This window comes from Rhodovulum steppense (assembly GCF_004339675.1).
Taxonomy (GTDB): Bacteria; Pseudomonadota; Alphaproteobacteria; order Rhodobacterales; family Rhodobacteraceae; genus Rhodovulum; species Rhodovulum steppense.
Genome location: NZ_SLVM01000029.1, coordinates 1 through 24,349, shown reverse-complemented (window position 1 = coordinate 24,349; position 24,349 = coordinate 1). Strand labels below are relative to the sequence as shown.

25 protein-coding genes, 1 pseudogene and 1 riboswitch are annotated in these 24,349 nt (G+C 68.9%); of the genes and pseudogenes, 17 read left to right on the top strand and 9 right to left on the bottom strand.

What is annotated here, in order from left to right; genetic code table 11:
* Positions 1-3: 3 nt before the first annotated feature.
* Positions 4-53, top strand: a riboswitch (SAM-SAH riboswitch).
* Positions 54-60: 7 nt separating this feature from the next.
* The 10 genes from metK (at position 61) to trpB (ending at position 9,370) form a co-directional block, all read left to right on the top strand.
* Positions 61-1,227: a methionine adenosyltransferase gene (gene metK, locus EV216_RS15540; protein ID WP_132696448.1), complete on the top strand. Its 1,167-nt coding sequence runs from the start codon at positions 61-63 to the stop codon at positions 1,225-1,227.
* 138 nt (positions 1,228-1,365) lie between these two features.
* On the top strand, positions 1,366-2,088 hold the full coding sequence (gene trmB, locus EV216_RS15535) for a tRNA (guanine(46)-N(7))-methyltransferase TrmB (protein WP_132696447.1): 723 nt from the start codon (positions 1,366-1,368) through the stop codon (positions 2,086-2,088).
* A 148-nt stretch (positions 2,089-2,236) separates the two neighbouring features.
* Positions 2,237-3,589, top strand: a complete 1,353-nt coding sequence (gene aroA / locus EV216_RS15530; protein ID WP_132696446.1) for a 3-phosphoshikimate 1-carboxyvinyltransferase — start codon at positions 2,237-2,239, stop codon at positions 3,587-3,589.
* Positions 3,586-4,197, top strand: coding sequence for a (d)CMP kinase (locus EV216_RS15525; RefSeq protein WP_132696445.1), 612 nt, complete (start codon positions 3,586-3,588; stop codon positions 4,195-4,197). The genes aroA and EV216_RS15525 overlap by 4 nt, the downstream gene beginning before the upstream one ends.
* Before the next feature lie 220 nt (positions 4,198-4,417).
* On the top strand, positions 4,418-6,100 hold the full coding sequence (gene rpsA, locus EV216_RS15520) for a 30S ribosomal protein S1 (protein WP_132696444.1): 1,683 nt from the start codon (positions 4,418-4,420) through the stop codon (positions 6,098-6,100).
* Between the two features lie 288 nt (positions 6,101-6,388).
* Positions 6,389-6,670: an integration host factor subunit beta gene (gene ihfB / locus EV216_RS15515; RefSeq protein ID WP_132696443.1), complete on the top strand. Its 282-nt coding sequence runs from the start codon at positions 6,389-6,391 to the stop codon at positions 6,668-6,670.
* 13 nt (positions 6,671-6,683) lie between these two features.
* Positions 6,684-7,049 carry a LapA family protein gene (locus tag EV216_RS15510; protein WP_132696442.1) on the top strand — a complete coding sequence of 122 codons (366 nt, stop codon included), beginning with the start codon at positions 6,684-6,686 and terminating at the stop codon, positions 7,047-7,049.
* Positions 7,050-7,057: 8 nt separating this feature from the next.
* The gene (locus EV216_RS15505; RefSeq protein ID WP_132696441.1) at positions 7,058-7,714 is read left to right on the top strand and encodes a phosphoribosylanthranilate isomerase; all 657 of its coding nucleotides are present in this window, start codon (positions 7,058-7,060) and stop codon (positions 7,712-7,714) included.
* On the top strand, positions 7,711-8,049 hold the full coding sequence (locus EV216_RS15500) for a hypothetical protein (protein ID WP_132696440.1): 339 nt from the start codon (positions 7,711-7,713) through the stop codon (positions 8,047-8,049). Before EV216_RS15505 ends, EV216_RS15500 begins: the two co-directional genes overlap by 4 nt.
* A gap of 91 nt (positions 8,050-8,140) precedes the next feature.
* A complete protein-coding gene (trpB, locus tag EV216_RS15495) occupies positions 8,141-9,370 on the top strand; it encodes a tryptophan synthase subunit beta (protein WP_132696439.1) in 1,230 nt (409 codons plus the stop codon).
* A gap of 10 nt (positions 9,371-9,380) precedes the next feature.
* On the opposite strand, the gene EV216_RS15490 is transcribed toward trpB, so the two are convergent.
* Both EV216_RS15490 and pth read right to left on the bottom strand, forming a co-directional pair.
* Positions 9,381-9,758, bottom strand: a complete 378-nt coding sequence (locus EV216_RS15490) for a DUF2237 family protein (protein ID WP_132696438.1) — start codon at positions 9,756-9,758, stop codon at positions 9,381-9,383.
* 10 nt (positions 9,759-9,768) lie between these two features.
* The gene (pth, locus tag EV216_RS15485) at positions 9,769-10,449 is read right to left on the bottom strand and encodes an aminoacyl-tRNA hydrolase (RefSeq protein ID WP_132696437.1); all 681 of its coding nucleotides are present in this window, start codon (positions 10,447-10,449) and stop codon (positions 9,769-9,771) included.
* A gap of 85 nt (positions 10,450-10,534) precedes the next feature.
* On the opposite strand from pth, the gene hmuQ reads away from it, so the two are divergent.
* Positions 10,535-10,846: a heme-degrading protein HmuQ gene (hmuQ, locus tag EV216_RS15480; RefSeq protein ID WP_132696436.1), complete on the top strand. Its 312-nt coding sequence runs from the start codon at positions 10,535-10,537 to the stop codon at positions 10,844-10,846.
* Between the two features lie 226 nt (positions 10,847-11,072).
* Positions 11,073-11,516 carry a hypothetical protein gene (locus EV216_RS15475; RefSeq protein WP_132696435.1) on the top strand — a complete coding sequence of 148 codons (444 nt, stop codon included), beginning with the start codon at positions 11,073-11,075 and terminating at the stop codon, positions 11,514-11,516.
* 69 nt (positions 11,517-11,585) lie between these two features.
* On the opposite strand, the gene EV216_RS15470 is transcribed toward EV216_RS15475, so the two are convergent.
* Positions 11,586-12,209, bottom strand: coding sequence for a 50S ribosomal protein L25/general stress protein Ctc (locus EV216_RS15470; protein ID WP_132696434.1), 624 nt, complete (start codon positions 12,207-12,209; stop codon positions 11,586-11,588).
* 103 nt (positions 12,210-12,312) lie between these two features.
* Positions 12,313-13,476, bottom strand: a complete 1,164-nt coding sequence (locus EV216_RS15465) for an alpha-hydroxy acid oxidase (protein WP_132696433.1) — start codon at positions 13,474-13,476, stop codon at positions 12,313-12,315.
* Positions 13,477-13,580: 104 nt separating this feature from the next.
* On the opposite strand from EV216_RS15465, the gene EV216_RS15460 reads away from it, so the two are divergent.
* Positions 13,581-14,354 (top strand): ZIP family metal transporter, encoded by a 774-nt coding sequence (locus tag EV216_RS15460; protein WP_165899289.1) that lies wholly within the window; start codon positions 13,581-13,583, stop codon positions 14,352-14,354.
* Between the two features lie 177 nt (positions 14,355-14,531).
* Positions 14,532-15,320, top strand: a complete 789-nt coding sequence (locus EV216_RS15455; protein WP_243642099.1) for a glycosyl hydrolase — start codon at positions 14,532-14,534, stop codon at positions 15,318-15,320.
* A 31-nt stretch (positions 15,321-15,351) separates the two neighbouring features.
* On the opposite strand, the gene EV216_RS15450 is transcribed toward EV216_RS15455, so the two are convergent.
* On the bottom strand, positions 15,352-16,473 hold the full coding sequence (locus EV216_RS15450) for a THUMP domain-containing class I SAM-dependent RNA methyltransferase (RefSeq protein ID WP_132696431.1): 1,122 nt from the start codon (positions 16,471-16,473) through the stop codon (positions 15,352-15,354).
* Positions 16,474-16,630: 157 nt separating this feature from the next.
* Between EV216_RS15450 and EV216_RS15445 the strand changes: the two genes are divergently transcribed.
* Positions 16,631-17,212, top strand: coding sequence for a beta-class carbonic anhydrase (locus tag EV216_RS15445; RefSeq protein WP_132696430.1), 582 nt, complete (start codon positions 16,631-16,633; stop codon positions 17,210-17,212).
* 2 nt (positions 17,213-17,214) lie between these two features.
* Here the strand turns inward: EV216_RS15445 and EV216_RS15440 are convergent, their stop codons facing one another.
* Entirely contained in the window at positions 17,215-18,234 is a 1,020-nt protein-coding gene (locus EV216_RS15440; protein ID WP_132696429.1) for a threonine aldolase family protein, read from the bottom strand.
* A 183-nt stretch (positions 18,235-18,417) separates the two neighbouring features.
* On the opposite strand from EV216_RS15440, the gene EV216_RS15435 reads away from it, so the two are divergent.
* A complete protein-coding gene (locus EV216_RS15435) occupies positions 18,418-20,598 on the top strand; it encodes a DEAD/DEAH box helicase (RefSeq protein WP_132696428.1) in 2,181 nt (726 codons plus the stop codon).
* A 166-nt stretch (positions 20,599-20,764) separates the two neighbouring features.
* Positions 20,765-21,640: a CHAD domain-containing protein gene (locus EV216_RS15430; RefSeq protein ID WP_165899288.1), complete on the top strand. Its 876-nt coding sequence runs from the start codon at positions 20,765-20,767 to the stop codon at positions 21,638-21,640.
* A gap of 25 nt (positions 21,641-21,665) precedes the next feature.
* Here EV216_RS15430 and EV216_RS15425 read toward each other — a convergent pair whose 3' ends face one another.
* The 3 genes and pseudogenes from EV216_RS15425 to EV216_RS18500 form a co-directional block, all read right to left on the bottom strand.
* Positions 21,666-22,643 carry a UDP-2,3-diacylglucosamine diphosphatase gene (locus tag EV216_RS15425; protein ID WP_132696426.1) on the bottom strand — a complete coding sequence of 326 codons (978 nt, stop codon included), beginning with the start codon at positions 22,641-22,643 and terminating at the stop codon, positions 21,666-21,668.
* Entirely contained in the window at positions 22,640-23,752 is a 1,113-nt protein-coding gene (locus tag EV216_RS15420) for a glycosyltransferase family 4 protein (RefSeq protein WP_207894017.1), read from the bottom strand. The genes EV216_RS15425 and EV216_RS15420 overlap by 4 nt, the downstream gene beginning before the upstream one ends.
* A gap of 316 nt (positions 23,753-24,068) precedes the next feature.
* Positions 24,069-24,349 (bottom strand): annotated as a pseudogene (locus tag EV216_RS18500) (methyl-accepting chemotaxis protein); the annotation flags it as partial.

The window sequence follows — 24,349 nt, the reverse complement described above, 5'->3', positions numbered from 1 at the left end:
CTCGGACCGCCACAACGGCTTCCTGGCGTGGCGGAGATTGTCCCAACGGAGCACTTCCAGATGAGCCGCCAGAACTACCTTTTCACCTCCGAATCCGTTTCGGAGGGGCATCCCGACAAGGTCTGCGACCGGATTTCCGATGCCGTTCTCGACGCCTTCCTCGCCGAGGAGGCGAACGCCCGCGTCGCCTGCGAAACCTTCGCCACGACCGGCATGGTGGTGATCGGCGGCGAGGTGGGGCTTTCGGACCGCGAGCGCCTCAGGAACTACATGGGCCGTATCGGCGAGATCGCGCGCGACTGCATCCGCGACATCGGCTACGAGCAGGAGAAGTTCCACTGGAACACCTGCCATGTGCTGAACTTCCTGCACGAACAGTCGGCCCATATCGCCCAGGGCGTCGACCGCGACGGGGCGGGGGACCAGGGCATCATGTTCGGCTACGCGACCGACGAGACGCCCGAACTGATGCCCGCGCCGATCCAGTATTCGCACGCGATCCTGCGCCGCCTGGCCGAGGTGCGGAAATCCGGCGCCGAGCCGACCCTGCGCCCCGACGCCAAGTCGCAGCTGACCGTGCGTTACGAGGGCGGCAAGCCGGTGGCGGTCGATTCGATCGTGCTGTCGACCCAGCACGAATGCGAGAGCCAGACCTCGGACGACATCCGCCAGATCGTGGAACCCTATATCCGCGAGGTGCTGCCCGAGGGCTGGATCCACGACAAGACCGAGTGGCATGTGAACCCCACGGGCACCTTCGTGATCGGCGGGCCGGACGGGGACGCGGGCCTGACCGGGCGCAAGATCATCGTCGACACCTATGGCGGCGCGGCGCCCCATGGCGGCGGCGCCTTCTCGGGCAAGGATCCGACCAAGGTGGACCGCTCGGCGGCCTATGCGGCGCGCTACCTGGCCAAGAACGTGGTCGCGGCGGGGCTGGCGAAGAAATGCTGCCTGCAACTGTCCTACGCGATCGGCGTGGCCAAGCCGCTCTCGATCTATATCGACACCTACGGCACCGGCGAGGTGCCCGACGAGGTGATCGAGCGGGCGGTGGCGCAGGTGATGGACCTGACCCCGCGCGGCATCCGCGAGCATCTGGTGCTGAACCGGCCGATCTATGCCCGCACCGCGGCCTATGGCCATTTCGGGCGCGCGCCCGAGGCCGATGGCGGGTTCAGCTGGGAGCGGGTCGATCTGGCGGCGGAACTGAAGGCCGCGGTCTGAGGGCCGCCTTTTCAGGGATTGCGCCGGGCTGACGCCCGTCGCCCGGGGGGGCGCGCGCCTTGCGGCGCGCGCCCCCTTCGCGTTCCGGCGGGGACGGCGCCCTTGACGCGCGGGGCCCCGCGGATTAGGGCGCGACGGATGAGCGAGCCGCCTTCCGAAACCGATCTGCCGCGCCGGGAATGGCGCAATTTCTATGGCCGCCGGCATGGCAAGACCCTGCGCGAGCGGCACCGGGACTATCTCGATTCCGATCTTGCCGCGCTGTCGCCCGGTCCGGTCGGCTGGGACGTCAACCCCGAGCGGCACCCGCTGGACCTGGCATCGCTCTTCGGCGGGCGCGAGGTCTGGCTGGAGATCGGCTTTGGTGGGGGCGAGCACATGGTTCACCAGGCCGGGCGGAACCCGGGGGTGGGCATCATCGGCTGCGAGCCCTTCATCAATGGCGTGGCGATGCTGCTGGGCAAGATCCGTGCAGCCGGTGTCGAGAATGTCGCCGTCCATCCGGGCGATGTGCGCGACCTGTTCGACGTGCTGCCGGGGGCCAGCATCGCGCGCGCCTTCCTGCTTTATCCCGATCCATGGCCCAAGAAGCGTCACCATCGCCGCCGCTTCGTGACGCCGGATTTCCTGGAGCCGCTGGCGCGGGTGATGCGGCCGGGCGCGGAGTTGCGGGTGGCGACCGACATTCCCGATTACGTTCGCCAGACCCTGATCGAGGTGCCGAAGGCCGGGTTCGACTGGCTGGCCGAGGGGCCGGGCGACTGGCGGCTGCCCTGGGGCGACTGGCTGTCGACCCGCTACGAGCAGAAGGCGCTGCGCGAGGGGCGGGTGCCTCATTACCTGACCTTCCGCCGCCGCTGAGGCATTGACCCGGGCGGTGCGCCGGGGGGCGGGCGTCGGAATTGGGTATTTGGACCAAGAAGAAGCAGGGACGCGTCTCGGGCTGCTGGACGGGCCGCGCCGCTTTCGCTAATCCGGCCGGGCGCGATCCGCCACGAGGAGCCCCAGCATGTCCGCCCATGGCGACCCGATCCCGATGAGTGCCCGCCGGGCCGACCCGCTGAGCGGTGTGGCCGAGGTGCCCGGCGACAAGTCGATCAGCCATCGGGCGCTGATCCTGGGCGCGCTGAGCGTGGGCGAGACCCGGATCACGGGGCTGCTGGAAGGGCAGGATGTGCTGGACACCGCGCGCGCGATGCGGGCCTTCGGGGCCGATGTGGCGCATCTGGGCCCGGGCGAATGGGTGGTGAACGGGGTCGGCGTGGGCGGGTTCGCGGAACCCGCCGACGTGATCGATTGCGGCAATTCGGGAACCGGCGTGCGGCTGATCATGGGGGCGATGGCGAGCTCGCCGATCACGGCGACCTTTACCGGCGATGCCTCGTTGCGGGCGCGGCCGATGGGGCGGGTGACCGAGCCGCTGGCGCTGTTCGGGGCGGCGGCCTATGGGCGCGCGGGCGGGCGGCTGCCGATGACGGTGGTGGGTGCGGCCGAGCCGGTGCCGGTGCGCTATGCGGTGCCGGTGCCCTCTGCACAGGTGAAATCGGCGGTGTTGCTGGCGGGGCTGAACGCGCCGGGCGAGACGGTGGTGATCGAGCGGGAGGCGACGCGGGACCATACCGAGCGGATGCTGGCGGGCTTTGGAGCGGCGGTGCATGTCGAGCAGACGGGCGAGGGCCGGGTCATCGTGCTGACGGGCCAGCCGGAATTGCGGCCCCAGACGATTGCGGTTCCGCGCGATCCCAGTTCCGCGGCCTTTCCGGTCTGTGCGGCGCTGATCGTCGAGGGCTCGGACGTGCTGGTGCCGGGGATCGGGCTGAACCCGACGCGGGCGGGGCTGTTCACGACGCTGATCGAGATGGGGGCCGATCTGAGCTACGAGAACCCGCGCGAGGAGGGCGGCGAGCCGGTCGCCGATCTGCGCGCCCGGTTTTCGCCCGCGATGAAGGGCATCGAGGTGCCGCCCGAGCGGGCACCCAGCATGATCGACGAATACCCGATCCTGGCCGTGGTCGCGGCCTTTGCCGAAGGCGTCACGCTTATGCCGGGGATCGGGGAATTGCGGGTCAAGGAAAGCGACCGGATCGCGGCGATGGCGGCGGGGTTGCGGGCCTGCGGTGCCATGGTCGAGGAAGGGGCGGACTGGATGGCGGTGACCGGCAGGGGGCCGGGCGGGTTGCCGGGGGGCGCGACCTGCGCCACGCATCTGGACCACCGGATCGCGATGTCGTTCCTCTGCGCGGGCATGGCGGCGCAGCATCCGGTGACGGTGGACGATTGCACACCGATCGCCACGTCCTTCCCTGTCTTCGAACCGCTCATGGAAGGGCTGGGCGCCCGGTTCGCGCGGGCCGAGGCATGAAGTTCACGGTTGCCATCGACGGGCCGGCGGCGGCGGGCAAGGGCACGATCAGCCGGGCGGTCGCCGCGCATTTCGGCTTCGCGCATCTCGATACCGGGCTTCTGTATCGGGCGGTGGGCGCGCGGGTGTTGGACGGGCTTGACCCGGTGGCGGCGGCACGCAGCCTGACGGCCGGGGATCTGGATCGTCCGGATCTGCGTCGTCCGGACGTGGCCCAGGCCGCCAGCCGGGTTGCCGCGATCCCCGAGGTGCGCGCGGCGCTGGTCGCGTTCCAGCGCAGCTTCGCGGCACGCGCGGGGGGGGCGGTGCTGGACGGGCGCGATATCGGCACGGTGATCTGCCCGGACGCGGCGGTGAAGCTGTTCGTGACGGCAAGCGATCTGGTGCGGGCCGACCGGCGGTACCGGGAACTGGTCGAGGCCGGGGTGGAGACCTGCCTCGACGAGGTGCTGGCCGAGATGCGCGAGCGTGACGCCCGTGACAGCGCGCGTGCCGCAGCGCCGCTGAAGCCTGCCCCGGACGCGGTGGTGCTCGACACATCGGAGCTTACCATTGGCCAGGCGGTCACGGCGGCGCTGGCCGAGATCGAGAGACGGCGCGCGGGCTGAGGCCGTCTTGCCTTGGCTCTTGCCTCGCGGCGCGCAAGCCTCTATAGAAGCGCGCGTCGAGACGGACGAAGAGCCGCGGGATCAGGAGCAGGGTCGGGACACCACCGACCCTTTGTCGTTTCTGGTTCGCGGCGGCTTCGTAGAGACGACGGAAAACTCCTGAAAGACCGGCGGAGACAACCGCACGGCCGGAAAACACCAGAAGGACAACTTGAACCGTATGGCTACCAAAGCATCCATGGAGGATTTCGAAGCCCTCCTGAACGAAAGCTTCGAGATCGACACGCCCGCCGAGGGCAGCGTGGTTCGGGGCAAGGTCATCGCCATCGAGGCGGGCCAGGCCATCATCGATGTCGGCTACAAGATGGAAGGCCGCGTCGATCTGAAGGAATTCACCAATCCGGGCGAGGCCCCGGACATCGCCGTGGGCGATGAGGTCGAGGTCTATCTCGACCGGGTCGAGAATGCCCGTGGCGAGGCCGTCATCAGCCGAGACAAGGCCCGCCGCGAAGAGGCGTGGGACCGGCTGGAGAAAGCCTATGCCGAGGATGCCCGCGTCGACGGCGCGATCTTCGGTCGGGTCAAGGGCGGCTTCACGGTCGATCTGGGCGGTGCCGTGGCCTTCCTGCCGGGAAGTCAGGTCGATGTGCGCCCGGTGCGCGATGCAGGCCCGCTGATGGGGCTGAAGCAGCCCTTCCAGATCCTCAAGATGGACCGCCGCCGCGGCAACATCGTTGTCAGCCGCCGCGCGATCCTTGAAGAATCCCGCGCCGAGCAGCGCGCCGAGATCATCGGCAAGCTGACCGAGGGCGATGCCATCGACGGCGTGGTCAAGAACATCACCGAATACGGCGCCTTCGTCGATCTGGGCGGTGTGGACGGTCTGCTGCACGTCACCGACATGGCCTGGCGTCGGGTCAACCACCCGTCCGAGATCCTGTCGATCGGCGAGACCGTCAAGGTCCAGGTCATCAAGATCAACAAGGACACCCACCGCATCAGCCTGGGCATGAAGCAGCTTCAGGACGACCCGTGGGATTCGGTCGAGGCCAAGTTCCCGCTGGGCTCGGTCCACAAGGGCCGCGTGACCAACATCACCGATTACGGCGCCTTCGTGGAACTGGAACCGGGCGTCGAGGGTCTGGTCCACGTCTCGGAGATGTCCTGGACCAAGAAGAACGTCCATCCCGGCAAGATCGTCTCGACCAGCCAGGAAGTCGACGTCATGGTGCTGGAGATCGACACTGCCAAGCGCCGCGTGTCGCTGGGTCTCAAGCAGACCATGCGCAACCCGTGGGAAGTCTTTGCCGAGACCCATCCGGTCGGCACCGAGGTCGAGGGCGAGGTCAAGAACATCACCGAATTCGGTCTGTTCATCGGCCTCGAGCACGACATCGACGGCATGGTGCACCTCTCCGATCTCAGCTGGGACCAGCGCGGCGAAGAGGCGATCCAGGACTACCGCAAGGGCGACATGGTCAGGGCCGTCGTCACCGAAGTCGATATCGAGAAGGAGCGCATCTCGCTCTCGGTCAAGGCGCTGGATGGCGACCCGTTCGCCGAGGCCGTGGGTGGCGTCAAGCGCGGCTCGATCATCACCGTGACCGTGACCATGATCGAGGAAGGCGGGGTCGAGGTGGAATACGAGGGCATGAAGTCCTTCATCCGCCGCTCGGATCTGTCGCGTGACCGGTCGGAACAGCGCCCCGAGCGGTTCCAGGTCGGCGACAAGGTGGATGTCCGCGTCACCAATATCGACGCCAAGTCGCGCCGTCTGGGCCTGTCGATCAAGGCCCGCGAGATCGCCGAGGAGAAAGAGGCCGTCGAACAGTATGGCAGCTCGGACTCGGGTGCCTCGCTGGGTGATATCCTTGGTGCCGCGCTGAAGGGCGAGGGCAAGTAAAACGGCTCCGGCCCGGCCGGACCAGAGCGGCCCCGCAGGGATCTGCGGGGCCGCCCGCATGTCGGCGAATCATGAAATCCTGCGCGATCGCAAGATGGCCAGGTGCCGGGGCGGCGGTTCGGCGAAAGAAGGCGAAACCGATGGCCAGGGGCTCGTGCAACGCGGCGTTCCGCCGCTTCCTCCCCGGTTTTCAAAGGCTTTCTGTTTCTCCGCGGGGCAAAACATGCCTATAGTCCGCAAGCCCCGGTCGAACAGGTCAGAAGGGCACAGAACAGGGACGACAGTGCGATGATCCGATCTGAATTGATCCAGAAGATTGCCGAAGATAACCCGCATCTCTACCAGCGCGACGTCGAACGTATCGTCAATTCCATTTTCGAGGAGATCATCGCCGCCATGGCGCGCGGCGACCGGGTGGAACTTCGCGGTTTCGGCGCGTTCTCGGTCAAGAAGCGCGACGCGCGCACCGGGCGCAACCCGCGCACCGGCGAGTCGGTGGACGTGTCCGAGAAATACGTGCCTTTCTTCAAGACCGGGAAGCTGCTACGCGATCGCCTGAACGGGAAGTAATTCGGGTCTGACCATGCGCGCCATTCGCTATCTCTTTCTGCTGCTGCTTGCGATCTGCCTTGTGGTGGTCGCCATGGCGAACCGCCAGGACGTGACGCTGAACCTGCTGCCTGACGAGTTGGCCAGCTTTTCGGGGATCGCCTGGTCGATCGAACTGCCGCTTTATGTCGTCGGATTCGGCGGGATCCTGGTCGGCGTGCTGCTCGGCTTCTTCTGGGAGTGGCTGCGCGAGAGCAAGTACCGCTCGCAGGCCAGCCGTCAGCGCCGCGAGGCGGCCAAGCTCAAGCGCGAACTCGACAAGGTCAAGGCCGACAAGCACAAGACCGAAGGCCGCGACGAGATCCTCGCGCTGCTTGAGACGGACGGCAAGACCGGCTAGACGACGCCATGGCGTCCGATGTCAGGGTCAAGATCTGTGGTGTGACGCAGCCAGCGGCCGTGACGGCCGCAGTCGCTGCTGGCGCGTCCTATCTGGGCTTCGTCTTCTTCGCGAAATCGCCCCGCAATCTCGGGACAGAGGCTGCGCGCGCATTGGCCCGCGAGGTGCCGCCCGGGATCGCCAAGGTGGCGCTGACGGTCGATGCCGAGGACGCGGCGCTGGCGGCGATCCTGGATCGGGTGCCGATCGACATGCTGCAACTGCACGGCCATGAAAGCCCCGACCGCGTGGCCGAGATCCGCGCGCGATTCGGCCTGCCGGTAATGAAGGCGGTGGGCGTGGCCGATGAGGGCGATCTGCCTTGCCTCACCGAATACGCCCGGGTGGCCGACCAGCTTCTGGTGGATGCAAAGCCGCCGAGGGAGGCCGCGCTGCCCGGCGGCAACGGGTTGTCCTTCGACTGGCGGCTGATCGCGAACCGGCGCTGGCCGGTGCCCTGGATGCTGGCGGGCGGACTGACGCCCGACAATGTGGCCGAGGCGATCCGGCTGACCGGGGCGCGGCAGGTCGATGTGTCCTCGGGCGTGGAATCCGCGCCGGGGGTCAAGGATGCGACGCTGATCTCGCGGTTCATCGCGGCCGCGCGCGGGGAGGATGCGCAATGAAGGGACTTGTCGGACTGATCGCAGTGCTGGCGCTTGTTGCGCTCGCCATGGCGTTCACCAAGCCCACCGAGGCCGATTTCGAGGCCGCGCTCGAAGCGCAGCTTCTGGCGCGGATCGACGCCGCCGACCCCGAGGCGGCGACCGATCCGGTCGAGGCGATCCTGCTCGCCACCTGCAAGCTGGGCCGGGCGCAATGCGCGCAACTGCTCCGCTCGCTGATCGCGCTGGACTATGAGGACAAGGTGCTGTTCTCGCGCGCCGAGGTCCGGCTGGGTGACACCGATAGTGCCACCTGTATCGGGGCCTTCACCCGGATCTTCTGCACCGAACGGTGACGGCCCGGCCCCCGCGCGACCGGCAAGGGGCTGGCTTTACCGCGTCGGGGACACGCGATAGACAGGGCCCGACCGAGGAGGAGCGCGCGAGATGGCCGACGATCTGATCAATTCCTTCATGACCGGCCCGGACGAGAGGGGGCGGTTCGGCATCTTTGGCGGGCGGTTCGTGTCGGAAACGCTGATGCCGCTGATCCTCGAACTTCAGGCGCAATACGAACATGCCAAGACCGACCAGAGCTTCTGGGACGAGATGGAGTTCCTGTGGAAGCATTATGTCGGCCGGCCCAGCCCGCTTTATTTCGCGGAACGGCTGACCGAACGGCTGGGCGGCGCCAAGGTCTACATGAAGCGCGACGAGCTGAACCATACCGGCGCGCACAAGATCAACAACGTGCTGGGCCAGATCATCCTTGCCCGCCGCATGGGCAAGACCCGGATCATCGCCGAGACCGGCGCGGGCCAGCATGGCGTCGCCACCGCGACGGTTTGCGCCAAGTTCGGGCTGAAATGCGTGGTCTATATGGGGGCAACCGATGTCCAGCGGCAGGCGCCCAACGTCTTCCGCATGCGCCTTCTGGGCGCGGAAGTGGTTCCCGTCACCTCCGGCCGGGGCACGCTCAAGGACGCGATGAACGACGCGCTGCGCGACTGGGTGACCAATGTGCGCGACACCTTCTACTGCATCGGCACGGTGGCGGGTCCGCATCCCTATCCGGCGATGGTGCGCGACTTCCAGTCGATCATCGGCAAGGAAGCCAAGGCCCAGATGCTTGAGGCCGAGGGCCGCTTGCCCGATACGCTGGTCGCCGCCATCGGCGGGGGCTCGAACGCGATGGGACTGTTCCATCCCTTCCTCGATGACCGCTCGGTGCGAATCATCGGGGTCGAGGCGGGCGGGCATGGCGTCGACGACCGCATGGAGCATTGCGCCAGCCTGACCGGCGGGCGGCCGGGCGTGCTGCATGGCAACCGCACCTATCTGTTGCAGGACGAGGACGGCCAGATCCTCGAAGGCCATTCGATCTCGGCCGGGCTCGACTATCCCGGCATCGGGCCGGAACATGCTTGGCTGCACGAGACGGGCCGCGCCGAATATGTCGCGATCACCGATGCCGAGGCGCTGGCGGCCTTTCAACTGTGTTGCGAGACCGAAGGCATCATCCCCGCGCTGGAACCCAGCCACGCACTGGCCCATGTCGCCAGGATCGCCCCGGACCTGCCCGCCGATCACATCATCTGCATGAACATGTGCGGCCGCGGCGACAAGGACATCTTTACCGTCGCCCGCCATCTGGGCTTCGACATGGGCGGGCACTGAAGGCGCGGGCTCAGGGCAGGGCGTGGCGTTCCAGAACGTCCAGCGGCACGATCTCCAGCGCCGCCCCATGCGTGGCCGCCAGATCGACCCGCGGCGCGCAGCCCTCGTCATGGGCCTGAAGAAAACGGCCCGCGCACAGGCACCAGCGATCGCCCGGTTTCAGCCCCGGAAATCCCCATTCCGGGCGCGGGGTCGACAGGTCGTTGCCGACATATTTGGAATAGGCCAGGAATTCGGCGGTCATCACCGCGCAGACGGTGTGGCTGCCGCGGTCCTCGGGGCCGGTGTCGCAGCAGCCGTTGCGATAGAACCCGGTCAGCGGTGTCGATGAACAGGGGGCCAGCGGCCCGCCCAGAACGTTGACCGAAGCGGCCCTTTGGTTCGCCATCGTCCTTCTCCTATCTGAAGCGGTCCACCAGTTTCTGCAACGCCGAGCGGCCGTCTTCGGGCGCGGGCTCTGCGGCCCTGACCGGCGCGGGCTGTTGTTCGGCCTCGCGCCCCGCATTGCGCGGCGGGGCGGTGCGCAGCGCGACCGCGTTCAGGAACCGCGCGCCATCCCCCTCGGCCAGCGCCGCCGCGCCTTCGGAAATCCCGCGCATCAGGTCATCCAGCCAGTCCTGGTCGGCCTTGGCGAAATCGCTGAGAACATAGGCCGAAACCCGGTCCTTGTGGCCCGGATGCCCGATGCCCAGCCGGACCCTCTCGAAATCCGGCCCCAGATGGGCCTGGATCGAGCGCAGCCCGTTATGCCCCGCATGCCCGCCGCCCTGCTTGAGCCGACATTTGCCGGGCGCAAGGTCAAGCTCGTCATGGAACACGGTCAGATCGGCCGGGGTCAGCTTGTAGAACTGCACCGCCGCCTGCACCGAATCGCCCGAGCGGTTCATGTAGGTCTCGGGCTTCAGCAGCACGACCTTTTCGTTCCCCAGCCGCCCCTCGGCCATCTGGCCCAGGAACTTGGCCCGCCAGGGCGCGAACCCGTGATCGGCGGCGATCCGGTCCACGGCCATGAAGCCGATATTGTGCCGGTTGCCTGCATATTTCGCGCCCGGATTGCCGAGCCCCACGAACAGGCGCATGCGCGCTCTCCCTGCTTGAACCTTTGCCCTTGATGCCGTGAACTGGCCGCGGATTCCAGAGCGGCAAGACCGGGAGGCACGCGCAATGTATCTGACGATGAACCGCTTCAAGGTGAAACCGGGCAGCGAAGAGGCGTTCGAGACGGTCTGGAAGAGCCGTGACAGCCATCTGAAATCGGTGCCGGGCTTCGTCGCCTTCCATCTGCTGAAGGGCCCCGCAAAGGACGGCTATCGCCTTTATGCCTCGCATACCTTCTGGGACAGCGAGGCCGCGTTTTCCGCCTGGACGAAATCCGACGCGTTCCGGGCCGCGCACAAGGGGGCCAAGGGGCCGTCCGACCTTTACACCGAACCGCCCGAGCTGGAACTGTTCGAGTCGGTGCAGCATCTGGCCTGAGAACCGCCGCGTTTCTGCGCAATTTTGCGGCAAATGCCTGTGAATCGGGCGCGCGCCCTTGGGCCGCGTTGCACGCGTGCGCCGGGACAAGGAATTGGAAACCCCACCGCCCCTAGTCTCGTGGAAAAGCGAGGCGACGCGCATGTGGCATTTCCTTTTCCGGTGGTTCGGGGCTTTGCGGCGGGGCAGGGACGGGCTTTCGCCCCGCGCTCTTGCCGCGGCCCTGATGCTGGGCACGCCCGCGATGGCAGGCGACGTCCCCTTCGACCCCGAAGCGACGCTGGCCGAACTTGCGCCCCTGGCTACCCCGGCGGATGACCCCGACCTGTCCGATACCGCACGGCTCAAGGCCGGGATTCTCTGTGTCGCCTGGGCGCGGGACATGATCGCCCAGCATTGGCGCGTGCTCGACAGGCTGGACGGGCCGGGCACCTGGTCGCGGGCGCGTCAGCAATTGTGGTTGCAGGCCGGTTGGGTCGAGGAGTTCGAGGCCCGGCAGTTGCGCCCGGTGATCGACGCGGCCAGCCAGACCGACCTGCTGGCCGTCTGGTGGCCCGATGGCGTGCGCACGGAGGCGGGCAGCGAGTCCGCGCTGCGGATGCACCGGTTCTGCACCGGCCTGCCGGGCCTGCTGGGCACGATTACGCCCGACACGCCGCACGGGTTCTAGGCGCGCGGATGGCCGAAACGAAAACGGGGCCCCGCAGGGCCCCGCTCCGATCCATGACGGGGGAAGGCGTCAGCCTTCCTCGCCCTCGCCCTCCTCGGCTTCGCCATCGGCCGAGCGCAGGCCGGACGGTGCCGAGATGTTCGCGATCACGAAATCGCGGTCGGTGATCGTGGGGCGCGTGCCCTCGGGCAGGGCCACGTCCGAAATGTGGACGATATCGCCCACGTTCAGACCCGACAGGTCCACAACCAGCTTCTCGGGGATCTCGCCCGCGGTGACCATCAGTTCCACCTCGGGACGCACAACGGTCAGCACGCCGCCGCGTTTCAGGCCCGGGGATTTCTCGTGGCCCACGAATTCGACCGGGATGAAAAGGTTGATCCGCGAGGTGCGGCGCAGACGCATCAGGTCGACATGGATCGGCAGATCCTTGACCACGTCGCGCTGAACGCCGCGGCAGATCACCCGCACATCCTCATGCCCCTCGACCTTCAGGTTGAAGAGCGTGGACAGGAAGCGGCCGGCCTTCAGGCGCTTGAGCAGTTCGTTGTATTTCAGGTTGATCGGCAGGGGCTCTGCGCCGCCGCCATAGACGATGCCCGGAACGAAATGCTCACGACGAGCTTGACGAGCGGCCCCCTTGCCTGTCCCCGTCCGTTCCGTGGCGAAGAGATCCGGAATCTCACCAGCCATTGGTCATTCTCCTAGGTTCTGGGCATCCTCCAAGGGTGTATGCCCGGTTGAAGCCGTGCCCATAGCCGAGACCGCGCCGATTGGGAAGGGCAAAACCGGGCGCTCAGGCCCATCTGCCCTCGAAATCCTCGGGCACCAGCAGGATGTCGCGGTCCAGCGCCGCGACCGACCGGCGCCCGCACAGCGCCATGGTGGTGTCCAGCTCCTTGTGGATCACCTCCAGCGCGCGGGTCACGCCCGCCTCGCCCATCGCGCCCAGCCCGTAGACGAAGGCGCGGCCGATATAGGTGCCCTTGGCCCCCAGCGCCAGCGCCTTGAGCACGTCCTGCCCCGACCGGATGCCGCCATCGAAATGCACCTCGACCTGATCGCCCACGGCGCGCACGATCCCCGGCAGCGCGCGGATCGAGGACAGCGCCCCGTCCAGCTGACGCCCGCCATGGTTCGACACGACGATCGCATCGGCACCCACATCGGCGGCCCTGCGCGCGTCCTCCTCGTCGAGGATGCCCTTGAGGATCAGCTTGCCGCCCCATTGCTCCTTGAGCTTGCGCACCTTGTCCCAGTCGAGCGAGGGGTCGAACTGCTCGGCCGTCCAGTCGGTCAGCGACGAGGCATCGCTCACGCCTTTGGCATGGCCCACGATATTGCCGAAGAACCGCCGCTTGGTGCCCAGCATCTCCAGCCCCCAGCCCCATTTGGTGGCAAGGTTCGCCATCGTCCGCAGCGTCGGCTTGGGCGGGGCGGACAGCCCGTTCTTCAGGTCCTTGTGCCGCTGGCCGAGGATTTGCAGATCCAGCGTCAGCACCAGCGCGGAACAGCGCGCATCCTTTGCACGTTGCAGGATGCGCGCCACGAAATCCTCGTCGCGCATGACGTAAAGCTGGAACCAGAAGGGTTTTGTCGTGTGCGCCGCCACATCCTCGATGGAACAGATCGACATGGTGGACAGCGTGAAGGGCACGCCGAATTTCTCGGCCGCACGCGCCGCCTTGATCTCGCCATCGGCCGATTGCATCCCCGTCAGCCCGACCGGGGCCAGCGCCACGGGCATCGCGACCTCCTGCCCGATCATGGTCGAGGCGGTCGAGCGCCCCGCCATGTCCACCGCGACGCGCTGGCGCAGACGGATCCCGGCAAAGTCCGAAACGTTGTCGCGGAATGTCTGCTCGGTCCAGCTTCCCGACTCGCAATAATCGTAGAACATCCGCGGCGCGCGGCGGGCATAGATGCGGCGCAGGTCCTCGATGGTGGTGATGACGGGCATCGCGCGTCTCCCTGAGATTGGTCAAGGCGCTTTACCAATCGGACCGGCGGCCCGCAACGCTCTTGGCGCTTGCGGGTGCGGCGTGCTTCGGCCTAGCTGGAGCCATGAGCGATGTTCTGATCGCCTTTCTGGCCGCGCTGGCCGCAGGTCTGATGACCGGGGTGGGGGCCTTGCCGGTCCTGTTCGGCCGCACCGTCTCGCGCCGGGCCAATGACACGATGCTGGGCTTTGCCGCGGGCGTCATGCTGTCGGCCTCGTTCTTCTCGCTGATCCTGCCGGGGATCGAGGCGGCCGAGACGCTTTATGGCAGCGTCCCCATCGCGGCGCTGATCGCGGGGGGCGGCATCGCGCTGGGTGCGCTGGCGGTGGCGGCCCTGAACGAATTGGTGCCGCATGAACATTTCTTCGCCGGCCGCGAGGGCGCCGATGCCGCGGCGCTGGCCCGGATCTGGCTGTTCGTCTTCGCCATCACGATCCACAACATCCCCGAAGGCATGGCGGTGGGCGTGGCCTTCGGCGCGGGCGATCTGGCCAAAGGAATGCCGCTGGCAATCGGCATCGGGTTGCAGAACGCGCCCGAGGGGCTGGCGGTCGCGCTGGCGCTGCGCGCCCATGGCTACCGGCGCGGAACGGCCTTCCTGATCGCGCTGGCCACGGGCCTCGTGGAACCGCTGGGCGGTGCTGTCGGCGCCGCGGCGGTCGCGCTCTCGGCCCATCTGCTGCCCTGGGGGCTGGCCTTCGCGGCGGGGGCGATGATCTATATCATCAGCCATGAGATCATTCCCGAAACCCATCGCCATGGCCGCCAGAACCGGGCGACCCTTGGGCTGACGATCGGGCTGATCCTGATGATGGTGCTGGACGTGACGCTGGGCTGATCCCTGCATCCCGGGGGCGTGCCCGAGGCGTGCCAGACCCGTTTCACGATTATTCACGATTCTGGCCAAATTCCTACCTAAAGACCCGCCTAGCCTCGATCTCGGTGTGCGAGGTATATAATGGTCAGGAAACTCATCCCCATTCTGGTGGGGTTATTCATGCTGTCGACTCCGGTCATGGCTCAGAAGGCGGGCGTTGGCGCCTGGGAAAACCCGAGCTACACGATGATCCGCTGGATCGAGGATGCGCCGGGGCTTGGCTGGTATTACAACTGGCGAACGGACCAGATCTGGTCGCGCCAGAAGCAGCGGCGCGATGTCGATTTCGTGCCGATGATCCACGGGGCCAAGGACGTGAACAAGCCGATCCAGTCGGATCGGCGGGTCACGACGCTCTTGGGCTTCAACGAGCCTGACGGCTATGGCGGCGATCACCAGGCGGGAATGACGGTGGCCGAGGCCATCGCGCTCTGGCCCAAACTTCAGGCGCGCGGGCTGCGACTCGGCAGCCCGGCGACGACGCGCGACCAGACGCTGGGGCCGAATTCCTGGCAGCGCCGCTTCATGTCCGAGATCGAGCGGCGCGGCATGCGGGTCGATTTCATGGCGGTGCACTATTACACGACCGATGGCGATGTCGAGGCGTTCCGCCGCTGGCTGATCCAGGTGCATCGCGAATATCGCCGACCGATCTGGGTGACCGAATTCGCCTATATCGACTGGAACCGCCCGCGCGCCGCCAGTTACGAGCGCAACGCCGCCTTTGCCCAGGACGCGATGCGGATGATGGAGGGGCTGCCCTTCGTCGAACGCTATGCCTGGTTCGCGGCCAATCCCTATCCCTGGGGCGGCAGCGCGCCGAAGATCAACCTGGTCGACGACCGGCTCAGACCCACCCCGGTCGGCCGGGCCTATGAAAGCGCGATGGCCGCCTTCGCCAGCATCGAGGTCGCCAGCGCCGACTGAACGCACTGACCGCGTCCCGCCAAGGGCGCGGTCATCCCAGCGGATCGGTCCGGTAAAGCCGGATCTTCAGCCCGCCATGGGGAATGGGCGGCCCGTCCGGGCCGAAGGGCAGGCCGGTCGCGCGGGCAAGCTGCGGCTCGCTGGTCACGATCCCGACCCGCCAGCCCGCAAACCGCGTCCTCAGCACCTCGCCCAGCGTTCCGTAAAGCGGATAAAGCGCGCGGGCATTGCCGATCCGCCCGCCATAGGGCGGGTTCACCATCACCAGCCCGGGCGGGCCATCGGGCGGGTTCAGCGCGGCGATGGGCTGGCAGGTGAAGCTGGTCAGCGCGCCGACGCCCGCCCGGTCCGCATTGGCCCGGCTGGCCGCGATGGCGCCCTGATCGCGGTCGAAGCCATGAAAGCGCAGCCCGGGCAGGGCAGGGGCGGGCACCGCCCGCATCGCGCCCCACGCGGCCGGATCGAAGCCCGCGAACGCCTCGAAGGCAAAGCCGCGGCTGCGGCCCGGCGCCAGCCCCGCCGCGATCTCGGCCGCCTCGATCACGAAGGTGCCCGAGCCGCACATCGGATCGACCACCGGCTCGCCGCCATTGTATCCGCATTGGCGCAGGAACAGTGCGGCCAGCGTCTCGCGCAGCGGCGCCTTGCCCACCTCCTGCTTGTGGCCGCGCCGGTGCAGCGGCTCGCCCGAACTGTCCAGGCTGATCGTGCAAAGGTCATCCTCGATCCGCACCAGCACGCGGATCGCGGTGTCACCCTCGGCCGCAACCGGCGCGCCCAGCGTCTCGGCGATGGCCCGCTCGACCCGCTGCGCCGCCGCCCCCGCATGATAGATCCGCGAGGCGCGGCAGGTGGCTTCCACCCGCACCGGTTGATCGGGGCGCAGCATCTCTGCCCAGGGCACCCGCCGCGCGCGCTTGTCGAGCTGGGCCAGGTGCAGCGCGCGGAAGGCGGCGATGCGTACCAGCACCCGCCCCGCGCCGCGCAGCCACAGATTGGCCCGCCAGATCTCGGGCCAGCCGCCGCGCAGTGCCACCCCGCCCGGGCCGGGGACGACATCGCGAAAGCCCAGCGCGCGCGCCTCCTCGGCCAGCACATGCTCAAGCCCCGGCGGGGCAACCAGAAAGATGTCCAGATCGGCTTGGTGTTCCATGTCGCCTGCTTACCCTGCCTTCGCGACCGCCGCGACCGCGATTTCCGTGCCCCCCCGCGCCCCGCAGCGCCCCGCAAGGGGTCGGCAAGGCCCGGAACCCTTGCCCGTGGCGGCCGCTCTCGTGCTAACCTTCGTTACCGCGAACAGGGAGGATCGGATGTCCAGCACGAAAACCGAGGTCGAACAGGCCAACGCGGCCTATGCCGCCAGCTTTGACAAGGGCGATCTGGCGCTGCCGCCAGCGCGCGGCTTTCTCATACTGACCTGCATGGATGCGCGGCTCGATCCCGCGAAATATGCCGGTCTGTCCGAGGGCGACGCCCATGTCGTGCGCAATGCGGGCGGGCGGGCCACCGACGACGCGATCCGGTCGCTGGTGATCAGTCACAAGCTTCTGGGCACGCGGGAATGGTTCGTGATCCATCACACCGATTGCGGCATGCTGTTCTTCGACGATGCCACGATGGGCGATCTTCTGGCGGGGTCGCTGGAGACGGCGGAACTGAGCGAAAGCGGCTTTCGCAATGCCTCCGAACCCGGCGGCTCGCCCGAGGGGCGCTATGTCAAATGGCACACGATCCGCGACCAGGAGGCGGCGGTGATCGAGGACGTGATGCGCATCCGGGCGCATCCGCTGGTGAACCCCGCGATCCCGATCTACGGCTATGTCTATGACGTGCGCACCGGGCAACTGAACGAGGTGGTCCGCGCGACCGAGGCGGGGCGGCCGACCGGCTGAGGTCAGCCGAGCGCGCCGATCGCCGCGACCAGCGCGTCGGCATCGGCGGGGCCGACATCCAGATGCGTGACCATCCGCAGGCGCCTTGGGCCGACGACCGTGACGGTCACGTCCCCTTGGCGCAGTTGCCGGGCGGCTTCCCGGGCATCGGGCGCGTGCTCGGCCAGATCGACGATGACGATATTGGTCTCGACCGGCAGCACCCGCGCGATGGCGGGCAGCCCGGCCAGGCGCGCGCCGATGGTGCGGGCCAGCGCGTGATCCTCGGCCAGACGGGCGACGTGATGGTCCAGCGCGTAAAGGCACATCGCCGTCAGCACCCCGGTCTGGCGCATGGCCCCGCCCCAGCGCCGTTTCAGAAGCCAGGCCTCGGCCACGAAGTCGCGCGAGCCCGCAAGCACCGCGCCGACCGGGCAGCCCAGCCCCTTGGTGAAGGCGATCCAGGCGCTGTCGAAGCCGCGCGCATACGCGGCCGCGGGAATGCCCGTCGCGACCTGGGCGTTCAGCAGACGCGCCCCGTCCAGATGCGTCGCGAGCCCGGCGTCGCGGGCCGCCTGCGCCACGGCGGTCAACTGACCCAGAGGCCAGATCGCGCCGCCCGCAAGGTTCGCGGTCTGCTCGGCGACCAGCAGGCGCGAGCGGGGCGCATGGGCCGAGCGCGGACGGATGGCGGCCTGCACCTGTTCGGGCGTCAGCATGCCCCGTTCGCCGTCAATCGGATGCATCATCACCCCCGACAGCGCCGCGGGTCCGCCGCTTTCGGCAAAGATGATGTGGCTTTCGCGGGTGCAGATCACCTCGTCGCCGGGGCGGGTGTGGACGGCGATGGCGATCTCGTTGCACATCGTGCCCGAGGGCAGGAACAGCGCCGCCTCCATCCCCAGCATCCCGGCCACCCGTGCGCAGAGCTCCAGCGTCGGCGGATCCGCGTCGTGGCGTTCGTCGCCAAGGGGTGCGTCAAGCGCGGCCTCGCGCATCGCCCGTGTCGGGCGGGTCTGGGTGTCGGAATAGAAATCGTGCATCGTCCTGCCTTTCGCCTGCCGCGATGCGCAGACGATAGCGCCGCCCCCCGATCCGTCGATGGCCGCACGGCGGGGCGTTGCGGGGTGCGGGGGCGGATAAGTCTGGACATGTGCGCCCGAAGACCCTAGCCATATTGCCTTGCCGCGCCATGCTGGCGCCCTGGCCGCACGGATGTTTCCCAGATGATCCCGACCCTTTCCGAAGCCCTCGCCGAGCGCGGGTTCGACACGCTGACCGAAGTGCAACAGGCCGTGACGGCCGCCGAACTGGCCGAAGCCGATCTGCTGGTCTCGGCCCAGACCGGGTCGGGCAAGACCGTGGGATTCGGCCTCGCCATCGCGCCGACGCTGATGGGGGACGAGTCGCGGCTGGATCTGCCGGGTGCGCCGCTTGCGCTGATCGTGGCGCCGACGCGGGAACTGGCCTTGCAGGTGCAGCGGGAACTGGCCTGGCTCTATGCCAGGGCGGGCGCGCGGGTGGTGTCCTGCATCGGCGGCATGGATGCGCGCGAGGAGCGCCGCGCGCTGGAGCGGGGTGCCCATATCGTCGTGGGCACGCCGGGGCGGCTGCGCGACCACATCACCCGGGGCAGTCTGGATCTGTCCGCCATTCGGGCCGTCGTGCTGGACGAGGCCGACGAGATGCTGGATCTGGGCTTTCGCGAGGATCTGGAATTCATGCTGGGCGAGGCCCCGGCCGAGCGGCGCACGCTGATGTTCTCGGCCACCGTTTCGCCCGCGATCGCGGATCTGGCCAAGGCCTACCAGCGCGACGCGGTCCGCGTGACCACCCTGTCGCGCGGGACGCAACACACGGATATCGCCTATCAGGTCGTGCAGGTCGCCGCCGCCGATTCCGATCACGCGATCATCAACCTGTTGCGCTTTCACGATGCGCCCACGGCCATCGTCTTTGCCAATACCCGCGCCGCGGTCGCGCGGCTGGCCGCGCGGCTGGCCAATCGCGGCCTGCCGGTGGTCAGCCTGTCGGGCGAGCTTAGCCAGGACGAACGCAGCCATGCGCTTCAGGCGCTGCGTGACGGCCGGGCGCGGGTCTGCGTGGCGACCGATGTCGCGGCGCGCGGCATCGACCTGCCCAATCTGGACCTGGTGATCCATGCGGACCTGCCCACCAATACCGAGGCGCTGTTGCACCGCTCGGGCCGGACGGGGCGGGCCGGGCGCAAGGGAATCTCGGCGCTGATCGTGCCGGACCGGGTCACCGCCAAGGCCACGCGGCTGCTGAAATGGGCGAAGATCGAGGCCGAATGGACCGCAGCACCCAGCCGCGAGGAGATCCTGGCGCTCGACGAGACCCGCCTGCTGGCCGATCCGGTCTGGGAGGACGCCCCGTCCGAGGCCGAAGCCGCCTTTGCCGCGAGACTGCTGGCCGAGCATGGCCCCGAGCAGATCGCGGCCGCCTGCCTGAGGCTTTACCGCGCGGGCCTTTCCGCCCCCGAAGAACTGAACGCGGCCCCGGCCCGCACCGAACGGGCGGAACGGGCGCCCTTTGGCCCCTCGGCCTGGTTCGAGCTGTCGATCGGGCAGAACCGCCGCGCCGAGGCGCGCTGGATCCTGCCGCTTCTGTGCCGGGCGGGGGATCTCGACAAGACGCAGATCGGCCGGATTCGCATCCTGCCCGAGACGACCCTTGTGGAGATCGCCGAACCCGCCGCGCCGGGCCTGATCGACCGGCTCGGCCCCGCCGGAATCCTGGAAGAAGACATCACCGCAAGGCAGGTCGAGGGCACGGTCGAGGACATGCGCCCGCCCCGCCCGGCCCCGGGCCAGGGCCGCCCGGCGCGCAAGGAGGCCAGCGCCCCGCGCCCGCCGCGGAAGGCGCCCGCGCCGGTGCCTGCCGCGTCCCGCCCGGCCCCGGTCGCCGCGGAGGCCCCGAACCCTGTTGCCGCGGCACCCCAACCCGCCGCACCGGCACGGGCGCCGGACGATGCAAAGCCCCGCAAACCCCGCCATGCCGCGCCGAAGCGCGACGGGTCCAGGGCCGAGCCGCGCGGGACGAACGGGCCGGGGCCGAAGGGCGCGCCGGCCGGCGACAGGACCGGGTCCCGCAGTCAGCAGGGCCCGAAGCGGATGGACCGGCCCGGCCCGAAGGCCGCCAAGGCGAAGGACGACGCCGCCCCGCGCAAGCCCCGCAACCCGGCGCAGAAATGGGATGCGGCAAGGCCGAAATCCGACACGCGCGGACCCGAGCGGGCGGAGCGGAAGGACGAGACCGGCAGCGCCAGGACCCGGCCCGGTGCCAGCGACACCTCCAAGCGGATGGATCGGCCCGCGACGGGGGCGCGGCGCACATGGAAGGGCAAACCCAAGGGCGGCGACACGCCCCCCCGCCGCACGCGGTGACGCGGGCTGACCGGCGCTGCGCTTGGCGCAGGCCGGTATCGGTGGGGCGACCGGAAGCTGGCCCCGTCTTGGTTCTGCGCGCGCGTTAACTAAATGTCATATGATCCGGATACCGCTGCGGATTGTGTATGCGCGTGGAAGACGGGACGGTGATATGGCCTATCGCATGAAACGATCGGACGAGACCTGCGAAGAGGCGCTGCGGCGCATCGCGGTCGAGGAGATCGACGCAGCACTTGCCGAGATCGACGACACCGCGATGGACCTGCACGAAAAGGTCCACCAGGTGCGCAAGCGGGCCAAGCGGCTGCGCGGGCTGATCCGGCTGGTGCGCGCCAGCTTTCCCGACTACGCCGCCGAGAATGCCGCGATCCGCGACGCGGCGCGGCGGCTGTCGGGGCTGCGCGATTTCGAAGGCATGGTCGAGACGGTGGACAAGCTGGCGGAGGCGACCGGCCCCGAGGGGCTGGCGCCGCTTCGCGATCACCTGATCGCGGTGCGCGACGGCGCGGTGGCGGGCAGCGACGTGGTCGCCGATCTGGCCGCTTTTCGCGCCGATCTGGTGGCGCTGCGCGCGCGCGCCGAGGGCTGGAGCCTGACCGAAACAGGGTTCAAGGCGATGCGGCCGGGGCTGGAGAAGGTGTTCGCCCGGGCACGCCGCGACCGGCGCCTGGCCGCCGAGACGCCCGAGACCGCCGTGATCCACGACTGGCGCAAGGCCGTGAAATACCATTGGTATCACACCCGGCTGCTGCAACCGCTGGACCCGTCGCCGATGGACCGGCGCGCGGAACAGGTGCGCAGGCTGTCCGAGTTCCTGGGCGATCATCACGATCTGGCGGTGCTGGACGCCTGGCTTGCAGGGCTTGCCGATCCGCCCGGGGGCGAGGCGGTCCGCACCGCGCTGCGCACGCGGATCGCCGCGCGTCAGGGCGTGCTCGAAACCGAGGCGCAGGCGCTTGCGACGCGGCTTTTCGCAAGCCCGGCGCGCGATCTGTCGCGACGGTGGAAGCGTTTGTGGAAGGCCTGGCGCGCGGCCTGACCGGGCACGGGTCCGGCCCCCCTGCTCAGGTCGGCGGCACGGGGATGTCCCGGGATCGAGGCAGGGCGGGAGACGCAACCGCGACCGGCTCGGCCAGCCCGTCGGACACCGGCGCCCAGAGCCGATGGATCAGCCGCACCAGCCGGGCCGCATCGGCGCTGCAAAACCCGGGACGCTCGGGCGGCAGGCAGCGGGCCGTGGCATCGCCCGGTGCGGCGCGCATCGCGGGCCAGGCAACCATCTCCATCGCCCCGTCCAGCGTCTCGATCACGGCGGTATGGGTCTCGCCCGCGCGCCGCGCGCCGGTCCAGGAACCGCAATTGGCGAACAGCAGCCCCTCGCGCCGGACCAGCGTCGGGACATGGCTGTGCCCGCAGATGATCCCGTCCATCCCGTCCTCGGCTGCCCGGCGCAACGCGGTATCGGTATACCGGCCCAGCAGCGTCAGCGCATTGGTCGCCACGGCCTTGCCCAGCGACCAGCGCCTGCGCTTCCCCTTGACCAGCGTTGTCTCGGCACGCGGCCGCACCAGCGCCTTCTCGCCCAGCCAGGACCAGGCGCGATCGGCCAGTTTCGAGGTGCCGCGGATCAGCGCGCCGTCGAACTGGTCGCCATGCATCACCAGATAGCGCCGCCCGTCGCCCGCGCGATGGATGATCCGTTCATCCACCCTTATGCCATAGCGGCGCAGCATCAGCGGGCGGAACAGGACCGCCAGGATGTCGCGCAGCTTCTCGTCATGGTTCCCGGTCAGCAGCGTCACCCGCACACGCCGCCGCCGTCGGTCCAGCAGCAGATCGACAAGCGTGCTGTAATCCTGCGTCCAGTGCCAGCGGCTTTCCAGTTTCCAGCCATCCAGCACATCGCCCACCAGGTAGAGATGGTCGAATTCATGCGCCTGCAAAAAGGCGTTCAGCGCGCGGATATCGCTGCCCTTGTAGCCCAGATGCAGGTCCGAGACGAAGACGCTGCGCACCCGGCGGGGGGCGGCGGCGGGGCTCATCTGGCCATGTCCGCGCAGTTGGCGGCAAAGACGCGCGCCGCCTCGTCCCAGCTGTAATGGGCGCGGACATGGTCGTGCCGGTCGGCCTGGCTGCCCGGCGCGGCCAGCGCGCGCCGGACCGCCACGCCCAGATCCTCGTCCACCGCGCCCAGCCGCGGGTCGCCGCCCAGGATGTCGCGCGGACCCAAGGCGGGATGGGCCGCCACCGGCAACCCGCAGGCCAGCGCCTCGATGATGACGATCCCGAACGTGTCGGTGCGCGAGGGGAAGACGAAGGCATCCGCTGCGCGGTAGGCATCGGCCAGCGGCTGGCCGGTCAGGGTGCCGCGAAACGTGACCTCGGGATGGCTCTGGCGCAGTGCGGGCAGAAGCGGGCCGTCCCCCACCACGACCTTCCGGGCCGGGCCGGGCAGGGCAAGGAACGCCTCGATATTCTTCTCGGGCGCGACCCGCCCGACATAAAGCAGCACCGGCGGATCGGCCGTCTCGGGCCGCGCGGGTCCGGGATGGAACAGGTCCAGATCCACCCCGCGCGACAGCCGCACGAAGCGGTTCCCGAACCCCCAGCCGTGCAGCTTTTCCTCAAGCGCGGCGGTCGCGACATACACATGATGCGCGGGGGCGTGGAAACGGCGCAGGGCGGCAACGGTCATCGTCCCGGCCGCGCCGCGCAGGGCGGCGGGGGCGCGCAGCGCGACATAGGCCGGGAAATCGGTGTGAAACGACGTCGAGAACGGGACGCGATTGGCACGGCACCAGTGCCGCGCCATCCAGCCCAGCGGTCCCTCGACCGGGATGTGGATGGCGTCCGGCGCGAAATCCTCGATCATGCCCGCCAGGCGCCGGTAATAGGGCAGCGCCAGCGGTATCTCGGGATAGGAGGGCAGCGCCACGCCCGGGAAGGCCGCCGGGCCGATCACCTGCACCTCGTCGCCGGCCGCGCGCAGGTGGGAACCCAGGTTCTCGTAGGTTCGCACGACGCCGTTGACCTGGGGCTGCCAGGCATCGCTGATGATCAGGATTCGCAAAGGCCCGGCTGCGGCAGGCCGGAACGGAAGCGGGCCAGTCGCCCGGCTGTGGGGCAGGCTGTGGGCGATGTCGATCGTCACGGGCAGGGCCTCGGTCCCTTGCTGTCCCGGACGCCCCCCGGGCGCCCTCTGTCGCGCCATCAGGTAACCCGGCCCCATGACAGCCATGTGTCACCCTGGCGGCTGCCGTGGCGACTGCGACATTCCTGCGACATTCTTGCAACGTTCCGCGGCAGGGTCCGGTCCCGGTCGGTGCCGGGGTCTGCCGGGGCCCCGTGCCGGTCTGCACCCGATGCCGCGGGCCGCGGGCCGCGGGGGCGCCCGGATCGGCGTGCCGGTGCGCGGTCACACCCGGGCCGAAATCCGGGCGCTGCGCTCCGGCCCGGCGGGCCGGGCGTCACTCCGCGGCATGTATCCGCCGGGCAGGGGCCGGCGCGTTGCCCGCGCCCTGTCCCGCGGTCCGGCCCCGCGGATGGGCGCCGCGCTCGGGCTTCGGCCCGGTCGTGCTGCCGACGCCGCGTCGGACCTGGAAGCTCGAGACCAGCCGCTCCAGCGCCGCCGCCTCCTGGTCCAGCGCCATCCCGGCCGCGGTGGCCTCCTCGACCATGGCGGCGTTCTGCTGGGTCACCTGGTCGAGCTGGGTCACGCCGACATTGATCTCGCCCAGCCCCACGGATT